Annotated in this window: 19 protein-coding genes; 4 read left to right on the top strand and 15 right to left on the bottom strand. The window is 42.4% G+C overall.

Annotation, left to right across the window (positions count from 1 at the left end; translation table 11 throughout):
• Positions 1–55 precede the first annotated feature (55 nt).
• The 6 genes from OC538_RS00170 to OC538_RS00145 all read right to left on the bottom strand — a co-directional run bounded on the left by OC538_RS00170 (position 56) and on the right by OC538_RS00145 (position 6,721).
• Positions 56–946 carry a LysR family transcriptional regulator gene (locus OC538_RS00170; RefSeq protein ID WP_251694956.1) on the bottom strand — a complete coding sequence of 297 codons (891 nt, stop codon included), beginning with the start codon at positions 944–946 and terminating at the stop codon, positions 56–58.
• Positions 933–2,420: an MDR family MFS transporter gene (locus OC538_RS00165; protein ID WP_251694957.1), complete on the bottom strand. Its 1,488-nt coding sequence runs from the start codon at positions 2,418–2,420 to the stop codon at positions 933–935. The genes OC538_RS00170 and OC538_RS00165 overlap by 14 nt, the downstream gene beginning before the upstream one ends.
• Before the next feature lie 88 nt (positions 2,421–2,508).
• Complete coding sequence (cbpB, locus tag OC538_RS00160) at positions 2,509–2,946, bottom strand: cyclic-di-AMP-binding protein CbpB (protein ID WP_251694958.1); 438 nt, start codon at positions 2,944–2,946, stop codon at positions 2,509–2,511.
• Between the two features lie 117 nt (positions 2,947–3,063).
• Complete coding sequence (locus OC538_RS00155) at positions 3,064–3,300, bottom strand: dolichyl-diphosphooligosaccharide--protein glycosyltransferase subunit 2 (protein ID WP_262172792.1); 237 nt, start codon at positions 3,298–3,300, stop codon at positions 3,064–3,066.
• Between the two features lie 821 nt (positions 3,301–4,121).
• Positions 4,122–4,880 (bottom strand): 2,4-dienoyl-CoA reductase, encoded by a 759-nt coding sequence (fadH, locus tag OC538_RS00150; protein WP_251694960.1) that lies wholly within the window; start codon positions 4,878–4,880, stop codon positions 4,122–4,124.
• 134 nt (positions 4,881–5,014) lie between these two features.
• Positions 5,015–6,721, bottom strand: a complete 1,707-nt coding sequence (locus tag OC538_RS00145) for a putative bifunctional diguanylate cyclase/phosphodiesterase (RefSeq protein WP_262172791.1) — start codon at positions 6,719–6,721, stop codon at positions 5,015–5,017.
• A 220-nt stretch (positions 6,722–6,941) separates the two neighbouring features.
• Between OC538_RS00145 and OC538_RS00140 the strand changes: the two genes are divergently transcribed.
• The gene (locus OC538_RS00140; RefSeq protein ID WP_262172790.1) at positions 6,942–7,403 is read left to right on the top strand and encodes a YkyB family protein; all 462 of its coding nucleotides are present in this window, start codon (positions 6,942–6,944) and stop codon (positions 7,401–7,403) included.
• Positions 7,404–7,485: 82 nt separating this feature from the next.
• Here the strand turns inward: OC538_RS00140 and OC538_RS00135 are convergent, their stop codons facing one another.
• The 5 genes from OC538_RS00135 to OC538_RS00115 form a co-directional block, all read right to left on the bottom strand.
• Positions 7,486–8,391: an NAD(P)-dependent oxidoreductase gene (locus OC538_RS00135; protein ID WP_262175021.1), complete on the bottom strand. Its 906-nt coding sequence runs from the start codon at positions 8,389–8,391 to the stop codon at positions 7,486–7,488.
• A 114-nt stretch (positions 8,392–8,505) separates the two neighbouring features.
• Entirely contained in the window at positions 8,506–9,750 is a 1,245-nt protein-coding gene (locus OC538_RS00130) for a hypothetical protein (protein ID WP_262172789.1), read from the bottom strand.
• Entirely contained in the window at positions 9,693–10,901 is a 1,209-nt protein-coding gene (locus tag OC538_RS00125; RefSeq protein WP_262172788.1) for a DUF58 domain-containing protein, read from the bottom strand. Before OC538_RS00125 ends, OC538_RS00130 begins: the two co-directional genes overlap by 58 nt.
• Positions 10,901–11,836: an AAA family ATPase gene (locus OC538_RS00120; protein ID WP_262172787.1), complete on the bottom strand. Its 936-nt coding sequence runs from the start codon at positions 11,834–11,836 to the stop codon at positions 10,901–10,903. The genes OC538_RS00125 and OC538_RS00120 overlap by 1 nt, the downstream gene beginning before the upstream one ends.
• Positions 11,837–11,860: 24 nt before the next feature.
• Positions 11,861–12,031 (bottom strand): aspartyl-phosphate phosphatase Spo0E family protein, encoded by a 171-nt coding sequence (locus OC538_RS00115; protein WP_251694967.1) that lies wholly within the window; start codon positions 12,029–12,031, stop codon positions 11,861–11,863.
• A 237-nt stretch (positions 12,032–12,268) separates the two neighbouring features.
• Here OC538_RS00115 and OC538_RS00110 point away from each other — a divergent pair, with 237 nt between their 5' ends.
• Positions 12,269–12,457, top strand: a complete 189-nt coding sequence (locus OC538_RS00110; protein WP_251694968.1) for a YkvS family protein — start codon at positions 12,269–12,271, stop codon at positions 12,455–12,457.
• A gap of 171 nt (positions 12,458–12,628) precedes the next feature.
• Positions 12,629–13,267, top strand: coding sequence for a hypothetical protein (locus OC538_RS00105; protein WP_262172786.1), 639 nt, complete (start codon positions 12,629–12,631; stop codon positions 13,265–13,267).
• 64 nt (positions 13,268–13,331) lie between these two features.
• Here OC538_RS00105 and OC538_RS00100 read toward each other — a convergent pair whose 3' ends face one another.
• Complete coding sequence (locus tag OC538_RS00100; RefSeq protein ID WP_251694970.1) at positions 13,332–13,772, bottom strand: MarR family winged helix-turn-helix transcriptional regulator; 441 nt, start codon at positions 13,770–13,772, stop codon at positions 13,332–13,334.
• Between the two features lie 84 nt (positions 13,773–13,856).
• Positions 13,857–15,287: an ATP-binding protein gene (locus OC538_RS00095; protein WP_251694971.1), complete on the bottom strand. Its 1,431-nt coding sequence runs from the start codon at positions 15,285–15,287 to the stop codon at positions 13,857–13,859.
• Between the two features lie 203 nt (positions 15,288–15,490).
• Between OC538_RS00095 and OC538_RS00090 the strand changes: the two genes are divergently transcribed.
• Positions 15,491–17,248, top strand: a complete 1,758-nt coding sequence (locus OC538_RS00090) for a B12-binding domain-containing radical SAM protein (protein WP_262172785.1) — start codon at positions 15,491–15,493, stop codon at positions 17,246–17,248.
• Positions 17,249–17,297: 49 nt separating this feature from the next.
• Here OC538_RS00090 and OC538_RS00085 read toward each other — a convergent pair whose 3' ends face one another.
• Both OC538_RS00085 and OC538_RS00080 read right to left on the bottom strand, forming a co-directional pair.
• Positions 17,298–18,647, bottom strand: a complete 1,350-nt coding sequence (locus OC538_RS00085; RefSeq protein WP_251694973.1) for a TrkH family potassium uptake protein — start codon at positions 18,645–18,647, stop codon at positions 17,298–17,300.
• A gap of 127 nt (positions 18,648–18,774) precedes the next feature.
• Positions 18,775–19,527, bottom strand: a complete 753-nt coding sequence (locus tag OC538_RS00080; RefSeq protein WP_251694974.1) for a TerC family protein — start codon at positions 19,525–19,527, stop codon at positions 18,775–18,777.
• Positions 19,528–19,695: the final 168 nt, after the last annotated feature.

Genomic DNA, 19,695 nt, shown 5'->3' with positions numbered 1-19,695 from the left:
CAATATTCTGTATACCTTCTCTAATTAGTACGTAGCAAAATTAGGAAAGTTCCTTTTACTTCAATTCTTTTCTTAATTTTTCGGCATGTGCATCAAGTACTTCCATAAAGGCACTCACTTGTTTCAGTTCAAAAGTGGAATCATAGCCGATCAACCAAGTATCTCTCGTCAATTCGAATTCTTCCTCGCTATTCAGTAAAGGAATTTTATTCACTTTTTCGTCTCCCGTCAGTGTAATGGAAGGCAAAATTGCATAGCCTATTCCATTTAACGCCAACTGTTTGCATGTTTCAATCTGATCGACGGTAATTTGTCTTCTCGGATACTGTGAAAAATGACGCTGCCACCATCGTTGGATTTCCATATAATAGTTGGAGTCACTTTTAAACTGAATGAACGGCCGCTTTGTTTCCACCAATTCATTAATTGATGTAATCTCTTGATCGACCAAGTAGAGGCGGTCCCTGAACAAATAGGTCTTCCTACTCTTCCAGTCCACCTGCCCTCTCACAATCCCGACATGAGCTTCCCCTTCATAGAGTGCTTTCACAATTTCCGAGCTCCAGCCCGTCATCAGGGAAATTTTCGCATCTGGATACTTACTGACAAATTCTTTTAACACTTGTGGCAGCCATGTTTGCCCGACGATGGAAGCGCAGGCAATTTTAAGGGTACCGTGCACTTTATCCGCCAGAGAAGCGATCATCTCCGCGGTTTCCTCTCTCTTTTGGATCGTCTCTCTTGCGAAAGCGATCACAAGCTCACCCGCCGGAGTCGGCTCCAACCCTTTTTGAGAACGTACAAACAGCATCGTTCCCCAATCTTTCTCTATCGTCTGCAGGCGTTGGGACAAGGCTGGCTGAGATAGAAAAAGACGTTCAGCCGCTTTACGCATATTGCCTTCTTCCGCCAAGGCTTTAATGATTTCCAACTCAGTTGTCGTCATGAAGAACCACCTTTCCCCTCGGTATCCGCAATATGAGCAGCAGGCTAATAACTGCAAAAATCAGCACAGCCACATACACCCATTGTAGAGACCCATCCAGCGCTTGCTGTAAAATATTCATCTTTGAATTGGGTACTGTCGACCTTGACTCTTCCGTCAATAAAAGATTAATATCATTCACTTCATAATCTAGATTTTTCCCTCGGAACGTCGACATCAATGATCCATTCAAAACTGCTCCAAAAATGGCCGCTCCAACCGTATTTCCGAAATTGCGCATGAACATGTTCGCCGCTGTTGCAGATCCCCTTTGTTCACGGCTGACAGCCCCTTGGATTGTTACGATGAAGGATGTGCTCGTCAAGCCCATTCCGACACCTACGAAAAAGCTTGAAAATGCTGCCCATAAAGGACCTGATTCGCCAGTCATCCAAACAAACATGAGTGAACCTATCACAAGGGAGATGCCACCCGCAAACGAAACCGTGAAAGTGCCGAACCTGATCAACAAATGTCCAGCGACGGAAGATGCGATCGGCCACCCGATCGACATGGCGGTCAATGTGAACCCTGCAATCATTGCAGACTGTTCCATGACGCCAGTTACATAGGTGGGCAGGTACGAGGACACACCAATCAGAATTACACCCGTAGTCAATGAAACAAGATTGGCATACAGAATAACCGGGTTCTTCCAAATGGAGAAGGGCATCATCGGATCTTCCGCCTTCCTTTCGGTCCATATGAAGAATGTAAAGAGCCCAGCACCTAAAATAATAAGGAGAAGGCTTGTTGACGATGACCTTCCAAAGGATTGTCCGCCTTCAACAAGCCAAAATAGGATGATCGATAGCGAAGTCGTCAATAATGCGGCTCCCTTAATATCAATTGCCACTTTTCTTTCCGTAGCCGGTTCTTGAAGGAAGAAGTAAATTCCCACCATTGCCAATAAACCTAACGGTACATTGACCCAAAACACATATTTCCAATCCCAATATTGGACAATCAAACCTCCAATTACCGGGCCTGACACTGCTGATATGCCCCACACACTCGATAAATACCCTTGGATTTTGGCGCGTTCCTCAGTGGAGTAAATATCCCCGACAATGGTTGTCGCTATCGGCATAACAGCACCCGCTCCCAAGCCTTGGATCAATCTGAAAACAATGAGCATTTCCATCGATGTAGCGAATCCGCATAGTATTGAACCGAATAAGAAGATAGATAAGCCTACGAAGAATATCGGTTTTCTGCCAAACAGGTCAGCTAACTTTCCATAAATAAGAACGGTAACAGTACTCATAAGCAAATAGGCGGAAAAAATCCAACTATATCTCGAAAAGCCTCCAAGCTCTCCTGCAATGGCAGGCATTGCCGTTGAAACAATTGTTGCCTCAACAGCACCGACGAACATCGCCAACATTACGGATATGAGGACGAGCGGACGGTTGGTCTTTTTATGTACTTTCATTTACATTCCCCTTTCCACCAAAAAAGCTGATAAATAGGAAAAGGCCCCCTATTGGAGCCTTCTATTCAAGGATAAATCCTTGGAAAAATTACTTCATGTAGAGATATTTTTTGAATTCTTTCAACATAACTCTTCTCGTAAGTATACCCGCAAATGTGCCGTCTTCTTCAGTGACACATAGGAATGTGTGATTAATGAGTAAATCCAACCCTTTTTGGAATTTATCAGTTGTTTTAATAGCTGGGATGTCAGTTTGCATAATTTGATCTACTTTCAGATCTGCCAGCTTTTCATATTCGATTCGTTCTAATCCCAATATGGAATCTGTGATCATCCCAATCCCTAGAAGTCCCCTTAGATGGTTCTTTACATCAATGACAGGTATTGCAGAATAACCGGTTTTCGTCAGGACGAGAAGGGCGTGTTCCGCGTTGTTGCCGACCTGCACACATGCCACTTTTTCAGCAGGAATCAAATAATCGGCAATCGGCACCTGAAGAAAATCCCTGTTATTTACAGAAATCATTAAAAATCGCTCCTTCTGATCATAAGCTGTCATAACAATTCTACAACCCTATCATACCATAAGAGTCAGTGAACATCCCATCGAATTATGAAAAATGTTCCATTAGAAAACCTCTTCCTATATGGAAGAGGCCCAGTAATAGAAAATGACAAACAGTATAAAAATCGCCGCCACTCCGATGACCCAGATAATCGGGTTTAATGAGAACGGATGGTCTTCCACCGCTTCCTCTATTCTATGGTCCTGCGGATCAAACGACGTTGCAGCTATTGCATCCCATTTACTGACGGCTTTCCATCCGATGACGCCGATAATAACAAAGACAATCCCTATCGGAATAATCCATATAGCCATATGGATAAAACCCTCCCTATGCATGAATTGGGATTAGGATGTACAGGTTAGAGAGAATGATACTGAAGAATATTTATTTCCGTTTCATGCGAACTTTTCCACCTGTCGTCAAGTATTTTACTTTTTTTGCTTTTTTAATGAATTAGAGGTGCAGATCTACCGATATTCTGTTGCTTTCCGTTCCGGCGCTCGCTTTCCGCGGGCACGGCTTGAGCCAATCGAACAGCGAAGGGTTCGCTTTGCCGTATTTCCATGATCTTTGCGGAAATTAAGGCATCCGCCCTAGAGAAGGCCCATGCTCCCAACGCTTTGCTTTTGGTCGCAGATGCCGTTCTCCGTAACGGCATGTGCTATTCCCGCAGGAGTCGAGCGCCTGCACTCCAAGCAACAGGTGCGGCTAAGTAATTAGAAATGAATATGAAAAGCAGTCATATTTTATTATCGGTTTTTTTATTGAAAACCATTAGTTCAATAAGAAATATTATTTTTGATTATAAAAAGAGAAACAACTTTCCGGGATGTTTTTCGATTGGAGCGGAAGGCGGCGACTCCTGGGGGATCAGCGAAAGCCGTTACGAAGAACGGTTTTTGCGAGTAAAAGTGTAGCGTTACGAGCAGGAAGGCCAAAACGGATGCCTTAATTTCTGCAAAAAAACGCAGAAATTAAGGCAAATCGAACCCTTCGCTGTTCGATTGGCTCACCGCCCGCCCCCCGGAAAGCGTCCGCCTGAAGCGGAAATCGATGGTTGCAATATGCTTGAAGATCCGATCAAGTCATTCAACACACAAAAAGCCTGACAATAGTGCCAGGCTTTTTGCAATTAGAACGGATACTGATTCAACCACTGTCCGCCGTCTAGTGTGACGATTTCACCGTTCATGTAGGAGGCTTTGTCGGACATGATGAACGCGGCTAGTTCGGCGATTTCTTCCGGTTTGCCTACACGTCCTAGTGGAACTGAATTAATAGTTCTTTTCACCGCATCTTCAGATTGGAATAAGCGTTCCGCTCCACCTGTACGCTCGATAGGACCAGGTGCAATTCCATTCACCCTGAAACCGAATTTCCGTCCCCATTCCACTGCAAGCGTGCGAGTCAACGACATGACGCCCGCCTTTGCAGCAGCCGAATGGACAACTCCCGGACCCGCATCCCATGCATATGTTGCAAGCATGTTCAAAATAGCCCCTTTTTGCCCTTTTTTAATCCAGTAATTGCCGACTGCACTTGTACAATAGAAGGTTCCGTTCAGTACGATGTCAATGACTGATTTCCATCCATTCGGAGAGAGTTCTTCCGCATGGACTAGAAAGTTTCCGGCGGCATTGTTTACAAGTCCATCGATTCTCCCGAATTTTCCTTCCGCAAACTCCACCATGCCTTGTACGTTTTCAATGTTGCGAACGTCCATTTGATAAGTATGTGCACGGTCCCCAATTTCTTTCCGCGCATCTTCCAATCTGTCTTCGTCCCGTCCTGTGATGATGACTTGTGCGCCTTCATCGGCAAATCTCTTTGCCATATATTTCCCCATTCCGCTTGATCCACCCGTTACAATAATCACTTTGTCCGTAAACATATAATCCCCCATTTCTTATGAATGAATATTCACTCATAATTGTAACATAGCATTCTATCGGACGACTACTCAATATAAAAAAGACTTTCTTCTAACAGGCAAATGCCTGCGTTAAAAGAAAGTCTTCTCACACCTTACGCAAAATACTTTTCCACGATTTCCGAGGCCGGAACTGCTTTGCTAAATAAAAAACCTTGTGCTTTATGACAATCAGCCTCTTTTAAAATTTTCGCCTGCAAATCCTTTTCAACGCCTTCAGCAATGACTTGCATGCCTAGGTTGTGGGCTAGATTAATGATTGTTTTGGCAATCGCTTCATTCTTTTCATCCAATTCTATGTCTTTGATAAACGAGCGATCAATTTTAATGATATCAATTGGATATTGCTTTAAATAACTGAGTGAAGAATAACCAGTTCCGAAGTCATCGACTGAAATCGTTACACCGATCTGCTTCAATTTTTGCAAGGTTGAAAGCGTATCCTTCATATTCATCAAGGCAGACTCAGTAATCTCCACTTCGAATGAGGATGGATGGATCCCATGCTTCTCAATGATTTGTTTTGCTTTCTCAGCAAATTCTCCGACTTGAAATTGCTTAGGAGATATATTCACTGCAATTCGGACAGGTCGGAACTGCTTATCTTGCCATTCCTTTAACTGTGCACATACAACTTCCAACACCCAATCACCGATTGAATGGATCAGACCCGATTCTTCTGCCAGCGGAATGAACTGGGCTGGTGAAACGAAACCGAATTTCCGATTATTCCATCGTAACAGCGCTTCGAAGCTGTCGATTTCACCCGTTTTCAAATTCACTTGCGGCTGATAGTGGAGTTCCAGCTCATTAAATTCGATAGCTCGGCGCAAATGGGCTTCCATTAATGCCGTATCAGTGAAAGCCGTATTCATCTCTTCCCGGTAAAAACGATAATGGGAACGACCACGCTCTTTTACGAACCTAACGGCTTGCTCGGCTTTTTGAAGCAGTTCCTCCAATTCCGTTCCGTCCTCAGGATAGACCGATATGCCGATTGAAGACGAAAGGAAATATTCCTGATGATTAAAATAGAATGGCTTCGTGAAATCACTCATGATCTTCTGTGTGAGCTTCTCTGTTTTTTCGATTGAGTGGTTTTGCAGCAGGATGATATATTCATCTCCGCCATTTCTATATAGTTTTCCCCCTTTAGGAGTAACTAGTTTAATGCGATCTGCAATCATTTTCAGAATTTCGTCAGCGCCGTTTCTACCGATTGAATCGTTGATTGTATTGAAACGATCCAAATCCAAATGGATTAATGAAAGTTGTTCATCACTTCGAAAGGCATATTCAGCGTCAGCATCAAAATGCTCTTTCAATGCACGTCTGTTCCATAAACCCGTCAATTGATCATGATAGGAAAGGAATAATAATCTCTCATTGTTTTTGTGGTGAAAGGAAGTATCTCTCAAAATCAAATGGATTTCCTTTATATCTCCACGTATAGCAACAGGGATTGTCTTGACATATGTTGATAAATATTTGCCCCTCTTATGAAAGAACTTGATTCCTTCCATTTCAATAGACTCGCCGGAAAACGCTCGTGTTAGAAAGTCATTAAACTCTTTGTTTTTATCTTCGCCGATCAAATCGATAATGGCACGACCCGTCAATTCTTTTAATCGGTAACCGAACGCTTTATGGACAGCGATATTCGCATATAAAATACGTCCACTCAAATTAATTGTAATAATCGGGTCCAAGTTATGATCGATGACAGACTTGTACTTATGTTCAAATTCCAATCTTTTGTTGCGTTCCATCATCAATTCATCCCGCAGTCTGTTATTGTCCATGAATGCCTCCATGCATGTCGCTGCTCCTATGTACAATAATTTTGTTTATAGACGCCGAAACAGATTTTTCTACTTTATTTTACAAGTATACCTTTATATTCGACAAAAAAATAGCCGTTCGCAAAAATTTCGGTTTTCTTATTCAAATTGCTTTTAAAATTTTTTAAGAAGCAGTATGATAGGGTTGAATGGAATTTATATCGTAAAGAGGGGGAATCAATTGAAAAAAGAAGAAACGGTGCGTCAACTTGCCATTGCAATTTATACTGTAAACAGGCATGCGAAAACAGCAACGAATAATCGTGAACTTTATACATTAAAAAACAAAGCGATCCAAAGGCTGTTGCATTCGGGCGACGCAAATAAAATCGGCTTGCATTTTGTCGACAATCCTCAGCTTAGCCAACAAAGCTCCACTGTGCTCGTAAAGTGCAGCGATTTCCTCTTTCATACCTTACCGGAAAAAGACGACTTCACGTCCCTTCCCCATTTAGGCGCACAAGACCAAACTTTCCGTAATCCACAAGAGCGAATGAATTTAAAAACTGCTAAGGAATTATTGATCGATTTTCTCGGGGAGCAAATTGCACCAAAGAGTGCCAAGAAAAAAACGTTCATCCCGAAACGTCCTAAAGTATCAAACACACAATCGTTCAGATCATCCTACTTGGATGGAAAATAATTAGCGGGCTGTTCCGGCAATCAGATCGATTGATTTGCTGAACAGCCCCTTTTTACTCGCTACTCACGCAGAAGGAGATGCTTTACGTTCGTCTATATTGTTTGTATAAAACCTGCGTTCCTTTTTCACCGTATCCTTCTTCAACAAGCTCGCTGTACATTTCCTTCGCCAATTGCAGTCCAGGTAAAGGCAAGCTCATTTGCTCCGCTTCCGCCAAAGCGATATTCATATCCTTCAGGAAATGCTTAACGTAAAAACCTGGTTCGAAATCCCCTTTGATCATCCGTGGCGCCAAGTTTGAAAGTGACCATGATCCTGCAGCGCCCGAAGAAATGGATTGAAGGACCGTCTCTGCATCGAGTCCAGCTTCCTTCCCATACGCAATCGCTTCGCATACCCCGATCATGTTGGTCGCAATGGCGATCTGGTTGCACATTTTCGTATGTTGACCAGCACCAGCTTCCCCTTGATAGACAATCTGCTTTCCGAATACTTGCAAGAGAGGAAGAACTTCTTTGAACGTCTGTTCATTCCCTCCGCACATAATGGAGAGTGTTCCGTTTTGTGCGCCTACATCTCCGCCAGAAACTGGTGCGTCAATTGAAGATATCCCTTTCTTTTCAGCTTCAACAGCAATCCGTTTTGCTAATGCAGGACTGGATGTCGTCATGTCTATAAGAACCATCCCTTCTCTGGCATTCTCTATAATCCCATCAGCAGAATAATAGACCTCCTCCACATCGGATGGATATCCGACCATCGTCAAAACGACATCCGCGGTTGCAGTCGCTTGTCCCGCAGTTTCAGCCCATTCTGCGCCATGCGTAATCAGCGCTTCCGCTTTTCCCTTAGTGCGGGTGAATACTGTCACATCGTACTCTGCATTCAATAAATGCTTGACGATGCTACTGCCCATGACCCCTGTTCCGATAAATGCAATCTTCTTTTTCCCCATATTAATCCCTCCATTTTTGTTCGCAATATTCATTATAAGCGTTTTGGACAAAAAAAGGAGGACAGATCCTGTAAAGGGTCTGTCCTCAAAAGGGGGAAATGAGAATGTTGCTGTGTTCAATTATAATGTCCCCCGTTTCAAAACTTCTTAAACCTCTTTTTCAAAAAAAGTTTTTTTAATGTGTTCAATCTCTTGGATGAATGTTGAATGCTCCTTTTCTGAAGGAGTGCGAGATCCATAACGAACGTCATTATAAATCGATAAAATTAAATCATTCTGCTTCCAACCCATACGCGAAAACCATTCTTTCACAGTTTCACCATGCATGCGGCTGAAATTGTGTTTTTGCGCTTCTTTCTCGAATTGGAGGAAGGTTTCCCGCACTTCATCCCGTGCAGATGAGTAGTCATACAACAACTGACGTTGTTCTTCAGGTTTTGCTTTTCTACCTTTAAATGAAAAGGAGTAGTTTTCTAATCTTTCCACATCACGTTTCTTCCCTTTTCGCATTATGAGAAGAATAGCGATACTAATCAGTATGACAAATGCTACTGCCAATGAAGTGTATTCAAATATGGAAGATGAGGCACCATAAGTCTCCAATTCCCCCTGCAATTCAAAGTCAACGAATCCGTTTTCGGGTTCCACTAAATTTTCTTCGATGAACTTTTCTGCGCCTGATTTGAAATACTCAATGATAGGCTCCATCGTTTTTCCGAAAAGGGTCAGCACTCCTCCGAAGAGAAAGCCTGCTACACTAATCATACCTCTTCTCACAGGGTCTAAAGCAAATAAGACGACAACATATACAAGTGACCCCAATCCGATAATATAACCGAAAACCCTGCCCGCTTCCCTCACCTTGAAATTGCCTAATTGCCTGCTGTTCACGGTAACTGAAATCATCCGTATGAAAAAATAAAGGAAGGAGGTAACGAGGAACAGGATAATCTGTTGTCTCATCAGAACTTCAGGACTATAATAGGCGAAAAGCAATCGTGCCAGGAAAAACAGAAAGACAAAAACAAGTGTGTTTACAGTCAAAAATGGCCACCCTTGAATTCTGGATCCATTGAAATTCGCTTGGATTCTCCACAATACATAAACAAAGAAAATTAGCATATTCATCAGCGGCGCATTGAAAAGAAGAATCGGGGCCGTAACAACCAGTGCCAAACCTGCGCCGTATCCAAGCGAATAGTCCCGATTATAAAACAGGAAAAAGGAAATGATTCCTCCGATGATTGATATGAACAGCCATACATAAGGCATGATGGAACCGGTTTCCCCTAAAAAGAAAATGAATAGATAGGATAGGAGGAACATTTCGACAATTAGGCGTTCAGATAAGTTGAATCGGTTCCGGTCTTTTTCATATGTTGATTGTCCCAAATCCTTTCATTCCTTTCATGAGAATTGTCCAAGATGACTTCATAGCGTTTAATCCATTGTTTTGCAAGAGCTTTGACACGGTCATTTTCATGAGTGATCAAAACGACGGTCTGCGGAAGCTGCCCATGACTTTCCATATGCCGAAGCATTTCCTCGAAAGGCAATTTTGCATGCTTATCCGATATTTTCGCAAGCATGACCATCACTTTTTGAAATTGCACTTTACCCGATCCGCTCGGCAGTAATAAATAAGGTTTCGCTCCAAAACTTCGAATATTAATCGCTACTGAATAAGGAATATCATTCTTCATGCAGTAATCCGCATACGAAACGAGGCGCTCCACCTTTTTTTCAAAGTCCAAAAAGCCTCTGTCCTTTTCAATCGCGTTCATCATTAAAACGACACTTTGCGAGCTGACAGGCAGAAATTCCTTTGTTTGCAGCTTCTGCATCCGGGCACTTGCTGTCCAATGGATATGATCAAAACGATCTGTCGGAATGTAATCCCTTGTGCCGATCGGTTGGAATTCATCCTGGAATAGTGATTGCTTCTGTTCGGTTTCGCCCGGTTTATAAGGGGATGATTTTAATTCCCTGCCAAGCGATGTCACCCTAGGGTACACTAAACTTTGATAATATATCGGTTCATTTAGCTCCATATGGACAAATCCGTCTCCGAACAAATGCGGGATTTCCAACATAACCCTTGTCACTCTAGACAAGCCCCTCTTTTTTCCTTCCAGGGGGATACTGATTTCCACTTTTTTATTCCCGCCTATTGCAAAAGGGACTGTTAAATCATATATTCCGCTGTAGTGTCTCTTGTTATCCGAACTTGGCGCAACTGCGTCTTCCAAGGAAATAGTCAACGTCCCATTCCATATTGGTACTGTTCCATTTTCGAACTCTAAGACGAGCTCTTCCCTTTCGCCAATCAGAATCCGTTTCTGCTTTGCTCTAAATGTAACTGAGAGGTGCTGTCCAACCTTCGAAAAATAAATATTCTGGAAGGCGAGCATTGCAAATACTGCTGCAAAACATGCGGCAAGCCAAACTTGTAAATAAATGAAGGCAAAAATGAAGAAAACTCCAGTGATCGCCATCCCTTGGTGAATCGATCTGAACCCATGTTCATAGCGTATCCACTTCATTAGACTGTCGCCTCAAGTGGTGCTGTAATGGAATTCATGATTTCTTGAAGCACTTCTTCGATCGTCTTTGTCAATACCCCTTCCGTCGAAAGTTCCATCCGGTGTAATGCGGCTGGTGGAAGGATGTATTTGACATCATCCGGAGTAACGTAATCCCTGCCTTCTATATATGCTTTCGTCCTGGCAGCCTGAAGAATTGCAAGAGCCGCACGGGAACTTAAGCCAAGCTCCAGGAAAGGATGCTCTCTCGTTGCACGTACGATTTTCAATATATACTTTTCGACATCTGTATGGACTGTCACTTCTGCGGCATCAGCAGACCATGTTCTGACCGTCCCCGCATCGATGATAGCATTCGTCCTGATCTGTCCAGGGTTCTTGCCGTATTGCCGCAGTATATCATGCTCCTCTTCAAACGATGGATAATCGATGTTCAACTTAAACAAAAATCGATCCAGCTGGGCCGCCGGCAAAGGAAATGTCCCTTGCTGCGATTCAATTGGATTCTGTGTCGCAATGACCATGAACGGCGTCGGCAAGGAAAGCGTTTCACCGTCGATTGTCACTTGCCTTTCTTCCATCGACTCCAAAAGGCTTGATTGTGTCCGGGGGGTCGCCCTATTTATTTCATCCGCCAATAATATGTTTGTCGAGACCGGGCCGGCCTTCAGGATAAATTCCTGCGACTGGGGATTAAAATAGCGGATGCCAGTCACATCCGATGGCAATACATCCGGAGTAAATTGCACACGCTTAAAATCCCCTTTAAAAGCGTTAGCAAAGCTCTTGGCCATCATTGTTTTACCGGAACCTGGAACACTCTCCAGTAAAACATGTCCCTGCTGTAAAAGTGCGATAAGCATTAAATCGAATTCTTTCTCTCTGCCAATTACCGCTTGGTTCAATTCTTTTCGGAAGTCCTTAATCGTTACCATTACTACCCCACCCTTTCTATTTCTCTATCCATTCCTTAGTCCAGGCATTTCTTCCAGGGAATTATATTCATTGATCAATCTATCGAGCATTTCGCTTATAAGTAATGTATCAATTGAAGATAAGCCTTTTATGCCCGCTACGGTAATCAATTCCTTGCGCGTCGTCTCAATTTGAGCTTCCAGTAAATGTTTCACACGCAATACCTCCCGAGTGTAGATATACCTGAATAATAATTATACACGACTTTAGAGAAAACAAGTATCTCAATTTAAGATATTTTACAATAGAATGAAACTTCAATTAACAACAGGTTCTACTACCCTCAGTTTATGCAGAATAAATGAAAATACTTTTTTAGAATGAAACACTTTACGTCACGGACTTTTTAAGGCAAACTATAAAAGATAATCTGTTTAAGGAGCTGTTTGATTATGAAAATCGCAGAAGTGGGAAATATTATAGAGTTTAAAGATGGCTTGCAAGGTATTGTGGAGAAAGTGAATGAGAACTCTGTAATCGTCGATTTGACATATATGGAAAATTTCGATGAACTGCAAATGGAGGAAAAAACTGTCATTAACCATAAACGCTATACAATCATCCACGGCACTGATGAATGAAACATTTTACGTTGTACTTCGTCCAATAAAGTGAAACTCGCTCAGGGGGATTCTATCCCCCACTGAGTGTTAGGTAAACCAATCGGGCATTTACTGGCAGTTGATCTCCCGCCTTAGCGGGAGAGAATTACTGCCAGTTAGCGCGGGATAAATGAATAGGAGGGATTTTCAATGAAATTCAATTGGAAAATAGTTTGCACAGGTTTTGCGGCTGCGATTCTCCTTACAGCTTGTGGCACCGATAATGCGGTTCAACAGGAATCCAAAACGGATGAACCAGAACAAGTTGTCGATGGAGCAAACGGCAGCTCGACGGATGGAACGTCAACCAATGCAGGATCCGATTCTACAAATGATGGCGCTGAGGAGTCCGCTGCTGATATGGCCGATGCTGTGCTAACTGATAGCGATGCCCAATCATATGCAATTGAAGTATTGCCCGGCTATACGTTAACTAGTGAAGAGCCTGGACGGGATAGTTTGTTTGCAGACGAGAATCCAGAGGCTTTTATGCGAATCGAAACACAACCTGCCGAAGATGGAGCATATGACTATTTCGCGGATAATATGCTTGAGGTATTGAAAGCTGCAAGCAATGGCGCAGAACCTGAAGAATTGACGGATGTTTATTCGGATGTCGAGGATGAGGGCATCAAGAATGCAAAAGCATTCAAGGTGGATACGGAAACAGGACCTGTCACGGGAGTCGTTTTTGAAAAGGATGGTATGGTCGTTAGACTTACTCTTTTCGATAATCCAGATGAAGAATTCAAATCTGATTTCTTGAATATGGGACAGACAGTACAATAATTTAGATAGTAGAATGACAAACGCCGAACAGGTTATGCCTGTTCGGCGTATTCTATGCATGAAATCATGAAAGGTTCTTAATGGATAATCCTAACTTTCTCAGGAGTTCAATTGCCGTGTCCTGTTCCGTCTTCGAAAGGGCGGACATCAATTCATTGATTTTCTCTTCATGGGACGGAAAAATATCTTCAATCAATCCCTTGCCCGCAGCTGTAATAGACATATACGTGATCCGTTTATCTTCGGTGCAATACACTCGTTCAATAAGCCCTTTCTTTTCAAGCTTATCTACGACATACGTCATGGATCCGCTGCTAAGCAGGATTTTTTGACCGATTTTTTGAATTGGCTGCCTTCCTTTGTGGTATAGAAGTTCCAGGACAGCAAACTCCGTAGGATTCAGCTTATAGGTTTCTATCAGTTTATTCGCCTCTTCCAAGACAACCTTGCTTGCCCTTGAAAGGACGATGAATAATTTCAATGCACGTTCTGTATCATTTGACATAGTTCGGATCCACCTTTTGTTTTCCTGTCAGCGTCTCGACACTATTATAGCGACAAATAGACGAATGTGTCAAAACGGATCGATTCAAGAGACGATGGACTGTTTGCTACTCAAAGGATACGAAGCACCTTCTTTTGCCTTAGGGAAGGTCAATATGAATTTTGTACCTACGTCGACTTGACTATCGACGGCAATCGTCCCGCCGTGATCTTCCACTGTTTTCAGAACAAATGGCAGTCCTAAGCCTGTTCCTCCCGGCTTTGAACTGAAAAAAGGCATGAACACTTGGCTCACTTGATGGCGAGTCATCCCTTTTCCCGTATCTGTTATGGAAAGGATAAGTTTTCCGTCGGATTCCGAGAGGTGAACGGCTAGCTTTCCACCGACCTGCATCGACTCCAATGCATTTTTAAATAAATTTAAAAGAACCTGCTTCATCTTATCCGGATCACCGAAAATGTGTGGGTTGCTGTTCAGTTCCACCGACTGGGCGACTTCGATGCCATCCATGACCGCTTTAGGCAATAGTATTGAAACCATATCTCCGACCAATACTTCCAAAGAGAACACGGATTTCTTCTTTTCAGAGGGCTTTGACAAAACGAGCATCTCCCCAAGAATAGTTTCCATTCTCTCTATTTCGTCTTCAATTACGGAAATATAGCGGATTGAATCATCGGTAGCCGATACTTTTAGCAGTTGTGTAAATCCTTTCAAAGTTGTAATCGGATTTCTTATCTCATGAGCAATGCTAGCAGCAATTTGTCCGACGGCGGATAATGATCCGGAATGGGCCAACTGTACTTGCAAATTCTCTATTTCAGTGGAATCTGACATTTGGAAAATGAACATATTTGTTTCTTTATCATAGTAGGTTGTAATATGATAGTATCTTGTATCTTCTGTTGACCTTTGGTACGTTTTAATTGACTCGACAAAGCCTTGGTCTTTCACCTTTTCAAGAAGACCATGAACAGACTCATCATTTTCAGGATCTATTATGGAAAGGACATTGCCAATACTTTGACCAATCAACTCCTTCCGTGTTTGATTGATAAACACGCTGTGCACTTCATTTACATCACGGATTTTTCCGTCTTGATCGACCAAAAGCAGAAAATCGGATGATTGCCTGAACGCATTGAAATACGTTTTTAAAGACGGAATTTTGCAAGGTTCCTGTAAATCAAACTTTGCAATGATCTTTTTTATGTCGGGAATGTAGAATAATTGCAATTGACTCGGGCCATTTTCATCAAAACATAATGTAACCGACAATTTTTCCATCAGTATCTGTTCAGATGTCCTTGCCCGTTCGGAAAATCCTGTCCATTCACACAGAGAAGTCGAATCTATGATTTCACTGATATTCTTTTTGTCTGTTATGTCGAAGTGCATTTTAAATGGCTCATTTTCATAATAAATGTCCCCATTTACTTGTAAAACCAACATAGGTCGAAAACTGTCATCCAACAGGAATGACATGCTCTTTAAAGTACTATCGAAATCACTCATTTGATACCTCCTGTGCCTATTACCAAACAATATGTGAAACGACAAGATTTCATGCGAAAAAAATCATTTTTTAGAACTTCAATTAAATAAAGTGTCTTCAATTCTGATTATTTCATATTATCTGTCGCAATAAAATAGTAGTTAATGACTAAAATAGGTATCTAATTTATCAGTAATTAGTATTATATCAAAGGAGCAAGCATATGAACATAGTTCTCACTACATTAAACGCAAAATATATTCACACAAACCTCGCTATCCGGTATTTGAAATCATACGCAATGCCGGAATACGAGCCTATATTGACGGAATATACAATAAAAGATCCAGTTTTAAATATTGTATCAGATATTTATCAAAAAAAACCAAGTATTGTCGGATTCAGTTTGTACATATGGAATATTGAGGAATCGATTAAGGTAATCCGGGTACTCAAAAAAACAAATCCCGAACTTGTCATTGTAGCCGGAGGACCTGAAGTGACGTATGACTTCGACAAATGGTTGGAAGAAGTCCCTGAGATCGATTTTATCGTTCTCGGCGAAGGAGAAAGGACTTTTAAACTATTGCTCGATTACCATGCAGGGAAAATCAGTCTCAAAGAAGTGCAAGGAGTCGCCTACTTAGAGGACGGAAGATTGAAATCTACTGCTCCCGGACCGAAACTAGACTTACGAGAGCTGCCCTCCCCTTTCAGATTCCCTGAAGATATTCCTCATCTAGGCAACCGGGTGACATATATTGAGACGAGCAGGGGCTGTCCGTTCTCTTGTCAATTCTGTTTATCATCCATCGAAGTCGGCGTCCGTTATTTTAATAGGGATTCAGTGAAGGACGACATCCGATATTTGATGAAAAATGGCGCCAAGACGATCAAATTCGTAGACCGCACGTTTAATATAAGTCGGAGCTACGCCATGGAAATGTTTCAATTTCTTATTGATGAACATATGCCGGGGACGGTTTTCCAGTTTGAAATAACCGGTGACATCATGCGTCCGGAAGTCATCAACTTTTTAAACGAGAATGCTCCTGCCGGACTCTTCCGCTTTGAAATCGGAGTGCAGTCGACAAATGATTTGACGAATGAACTAGTACAACGAAGACAAAACTTTGAAAAGCTGTCCAGAACTGTCACTATGGTGAAAGATGGCGGAAAGATTGCGCAGCATCTAGATTTGATCGCCGGGTTGCCGGAAGAGGATTATGCTTCATTCAGAGATACATTCAACGATGTCTTTGCCATGCGTCCTGAAGAGCTTCAATTAGGCTTCCTCAAGCTATTAAGAGGGACTGGCTTGCGTATTCAGGCTGAACAATTCGGTTATACGTATATCGACGAAGCTCCTTATGAAATCTTATCCAATAACGTCTTGACATTTGATGATATCTTACGGATCAAACAGACCGAGGATGTACTAGAAAAGTATTGGAATGACAATCGTATGCCGCGTACAGTTGAGTATCTCGTATCAGAAGTGTTTGAAACGCCGTTCGACTTCTTCCAGCAATTCGGTACGTTTTGGGAAACGAAGGGCTGGTCGAGAATTGGCCATCAGCTTCAGGATTTGTACACAAGACTGGAGAAATTCCTCCTTGACTATGGACAAGCGGATATGAGTATCGTTACTAGTTTAATGAAAATCGATTATTTGGCGCATCACACTTTCCAACCTCGACATATTTGGTGGCGTGAAGACATGGAGCCTGAAACACTGGCAGCAATCGAAAGGTCGGTGTTGGATGACAAAGTCCTTCTGAGCAATATTTCAACGCCTACACGGCTTACCGAAAGGAATATCCGGAAGCATACATTCATCACTCCGGTCTCCATCCGGCCGTCAGAGGCATATGAAGAAGGTTCTGTGAAAGAAGAAGGCTATCTTGTCACGTTTTTCTGCAAAGGACAAAATCCACAATTTCATTTTATTGAAAAAACAACGGAGAAAACAGTTCACTAAACATCAAAAGCATCTTTCCTCTTCTATACAGCGAGGAAAGATGCTTTTTTCATCCGATGATGACGCGTTCTTTAGGATATGTGTAAGGTTTTTTATTCGTCTTTCCACCTAATGTGTACAGGAATGAAATGAGACCTACTCGTCCAATAAACATGAGAACCATGATGATTAATTTACCAATTACCGACAGGTCAGATGTAATTCCGAGCGACATGCCGCACGTACCAAATGCAGAAGTGATTTCAAAGAGGAGTGCGACGACCGGAACATCCTTTTCGGTAATCAGCAAAATAAGCAACGCCGTCATAACCATCATTGCCGCAAGCAGGATAACTGCATAAGAGCGGTAGACGTCTATAAGCTTGATTTCCCGTCGGAAAATGTTAATGACGTTATTGCCGCGTGCAAAATTGATCAGAAACAGGAGCGCGATAGCGAATGTCGTCGTTCGGATTCCGCCACCTACCGAACTCGGTGAAGCCCCAATGAACATTAATGATGAAATGAAAATATCCGTCGCTTCACTGAACTGTGTAATGTCATAGGTCGTCAATCCTGCTGACCGTGAAGACACAGAGTGAAACAATGAGGCAAAAATCTTTTCATGCCATGCCAACCCCTTAAAGGAGTGGAATGACTCTAAAATGTAAATGAATAACGCCCCCCATACGAGCAATAATCCGAATGTGACGGTTGTAATTTTCGTAAAGAGGGAAAAACGGAAATTCGGCACTTTTTTCGAGAAATAGCTTTTCACTTCTATCAGCACAGGGAAACCGATTGCACCTAGGATGATGAGAATCATCGTGACTGTTTGTACGAAGTAATCACCGAAATAAGGATGCAACGATGATCCCGTAATATCGAAACCGGCATTCGTGGTCGCTGATACCGACATGAACATACCATTCAGCAAAGCTTCACTGAAAGTGTCGTAATACCGCTTAATATACAATGTCAAAATGATGCCACCTGTAATCTCAATCAAAAAGATGATCCGGACAATTTGATTAATGAGTCCGACGACTCCGGCTAGCGAATATTGGTTGTGGTCCACCATGATGAGTTGACGTTCACGCAGGCCGATTCGCTTTTTGACCAAAAGCCAGAAGAATGTACCGATCGACATAATTCCGATTCCGCCTAATTGCAGGACGAGCATAAGCATGCATAACCCGAAGACGGAATAGGTGCCCCCTATACTAATCGGAGTTAACCCTGTCACACTGACCGCACTAACCGCAGTGAATAAACTATCTATGAAGCTGACCTCGACGCCTGGCAAATAAACGCCTGGCAAATTCAACAATAGGAAGGAAAATCCGATCGCCAAGAAATAATAAAAGACGATAACTTGAGCGGGCGTGAATCTATGCAGACTTTCCCTTGTGAGTTTCATGCCATCAGAACCTTTCTAAAAAGAGGGAATCGTCTTTTCATTTTAGTGAACTTCTGCTTAAAAGGAAAGAAAATCGCTATAAAAAAACATTCGGCCGGTACATTTCGCCATGTACCGGCCGCTTCAATCACACTTTTTTTCGATTTCTTGCCATTGCAGTCAAATAACCACCAATAGCAATTGCTAAAAGGACACCCCAGAAGATTGATTTCCAGATCGTCGAATGCGGGAATGCCTCATCAATGATTTGCAGCTTCGGATGTGACAATGTCATTACGACCAATTTGACTCCAACCCAGCCGACAATAAGGAATGCGGCTGTTTCAAGGGAAGGAAATTTCTCCAATAGCACGACGAATTGTCTGGCGGCAAAACGGATAATAACCAAACCGATGATTCCACCTAGAAGCATTACGACGAATTGGCCTCCGTTAATTCCGCCGACATGAAAATCACCAAGCTCCGGCAAAGTGACCGCCAATGCGACTGCGGCAAGCATCGAGTCAAGGGCAAATGCAATATCTGCTAGCTCTACCTTGAAAACCGTCATCCAAAAACCGGATTGCTTACGCTGTTTCTTCACATCATCGTGATCATCTTTCCCTCTATCTACTAAGCTTTTAATCGCTATAAATAAGAGATATGCAGCACCCAATGCTTGTATTTGCCATATGTTCACCAAAAACGTAATCATGAACAATGCAGCAAAACGGAAGACAAATGCCCCAAGCAAGCCGTAGAACAATGCCTTCTTCTGTTGAACTTTCGGAAGATGCTTCACCATGACAGCCATTACGACAGCGTTATCCGCAGCCAGTAACCCTTCTAGTGCAATCAATACAACAAGTACCCATGCGTATTCCAATAATATTGCTTCCATTTAATTTCCTCCTTATTTCTCCAAATAAAAAAACCCTCACCTAATAAAAGGCAAAGGTCTCGCTAAGTCAGAAATTTTCAAGTGAATATCTGCTATCATAACCGATGGCGCTTGCCATGTACTGACGACTATGAAATAGGTTGCCCTATAGCTACTCCCCTTTGACAA

The sequence above is a fragment of the Saccharococcus sp. Marseille-Q5394 genome, from assembly GCF_946901335.1.
GTDB classification, from domain to species: Bacteria; Bacillota; Bacilli; order Bacillales_A; family Planococcaceae; genus Sporosarcina; species Sporosarcina luteola_C.
Note: the sequence above shows the minus strand (reverse complement) of the source record. Positions and strands in the feature narration are given on the sequence as shown.

Excerpts from the sequence above, each read along its gene's own strand:
- OC538_RS00120 (WP_262172787.1), bottom strand. The coding sequence starts at position 11,836 with ATGGTAACGATTAAGGACTTCCGAAAAGAATTGAACCAAGCGGTAATT.
- OC538_RS00125 (WP_262172788.1), bottom strand. The coding sequence starts at position 10,901 with ATGAAGTGGATACGCTATGAACATGGGTTCAGATCGATTCACCAAGGG.
- OC538_RS00085 (WP_251694973.1), bottom strand. The coding sequence starts at position 18,647 with ATGAAACTCACAAGGGAAAGTCTGCATAGATTCACGCCCGCTCAAGTT.
- OC538_RS00100 (WP_251694970.1), bottom strand. The coding sequence starts at position 13,772 with ATGTCAAATGATACAGAACGTGCATTGAAATTATTCATCGTCCTTTCA.
- OC538_RS00145 (WP_262172791.1), bottom strand. The coding sequence starts at position 6,721 with ATGGACAATAACAGACTGCGGGATGAATTGATGATGGAACGCAACAAA.
- OC538_RS00135 (WP_262175021.1), bottom strand. The coding sequence starts at position 8,391 with ATGAATATTGCGAACAAAAATGGAGGGATTAATATGGGGAAAAAGAAG.
- OC538_RS00090 (WP_262172785.1), top strand. The coding sequence starts at position 15,491 with ATGAACATAGTTCTCACTACATTAAACGCAAAATATATTCACACAAAC.
- OC538_RS00165 (WP_251694957.1), bottom strand. The coding sequence starts at position 2,420 with ATGAAAGTACATAAAAAGACCAACCGTCCGCTCGTCCTCATATCCGTA.
- OC538_RS00170 (WP_251694956.1), bottom strand. The coding sequence starts at position 946 with ATGACGACAACTGAGTTGGAAATCATTAAAGCCTTGGCGGAAGAAGGC.
- fadH (WP_251694960.1), bottom strand. The coding sequence starts at position 4,880 with ATGTTTACGGACAAAGTGATTATTGTAACGGGTGGATCAAGCGGAATG.
- OC538_RS00155 (WP_262172792.1), bottom strand. The coding sequence starts at position 3,300 with ATGGCTATATGGATTATTCCGATAGGGATTGTCTTTGTTATTATCGGC.
- cbpB (WP_251694958.1), bottom strand. The coding sequence starts at position 2,946 with ATGATTTCTGTAAATAACAGGGATTTTCTTCAGGTGCCGATTGCCGAT.
- OC538_RS00080 (WP_251694974.1), bottom strand. The coding sequence starts at position 19,527 with ATGGAAGCAATATTATTGGAATACGCATGGGTACTTGTTGTATTGATT.
- OC538_RS00110 (WP_251694968.1), top strand. The coding sequence starts at position 12,269 with ATGAAAATCGCAGAAGTGGGAAATATTATAGAGTTTAAAGATGGCTTG.
- OC538_RS00105 (WP_262172786.1), top strand. The coding sequence starts at position 12,629 with ATGAAATTCAATTGGAAAATAGTTTGCACAGGTTTTGCGGCTGCGATT.
- OC538_RS00095 (WP_251694971.1), bottom strand. The coding sequence starts at position 15,287 with ATGAGTGATTTCGATAGTACTTTAAAGAGCATGTCATTCCTGTTGGAT.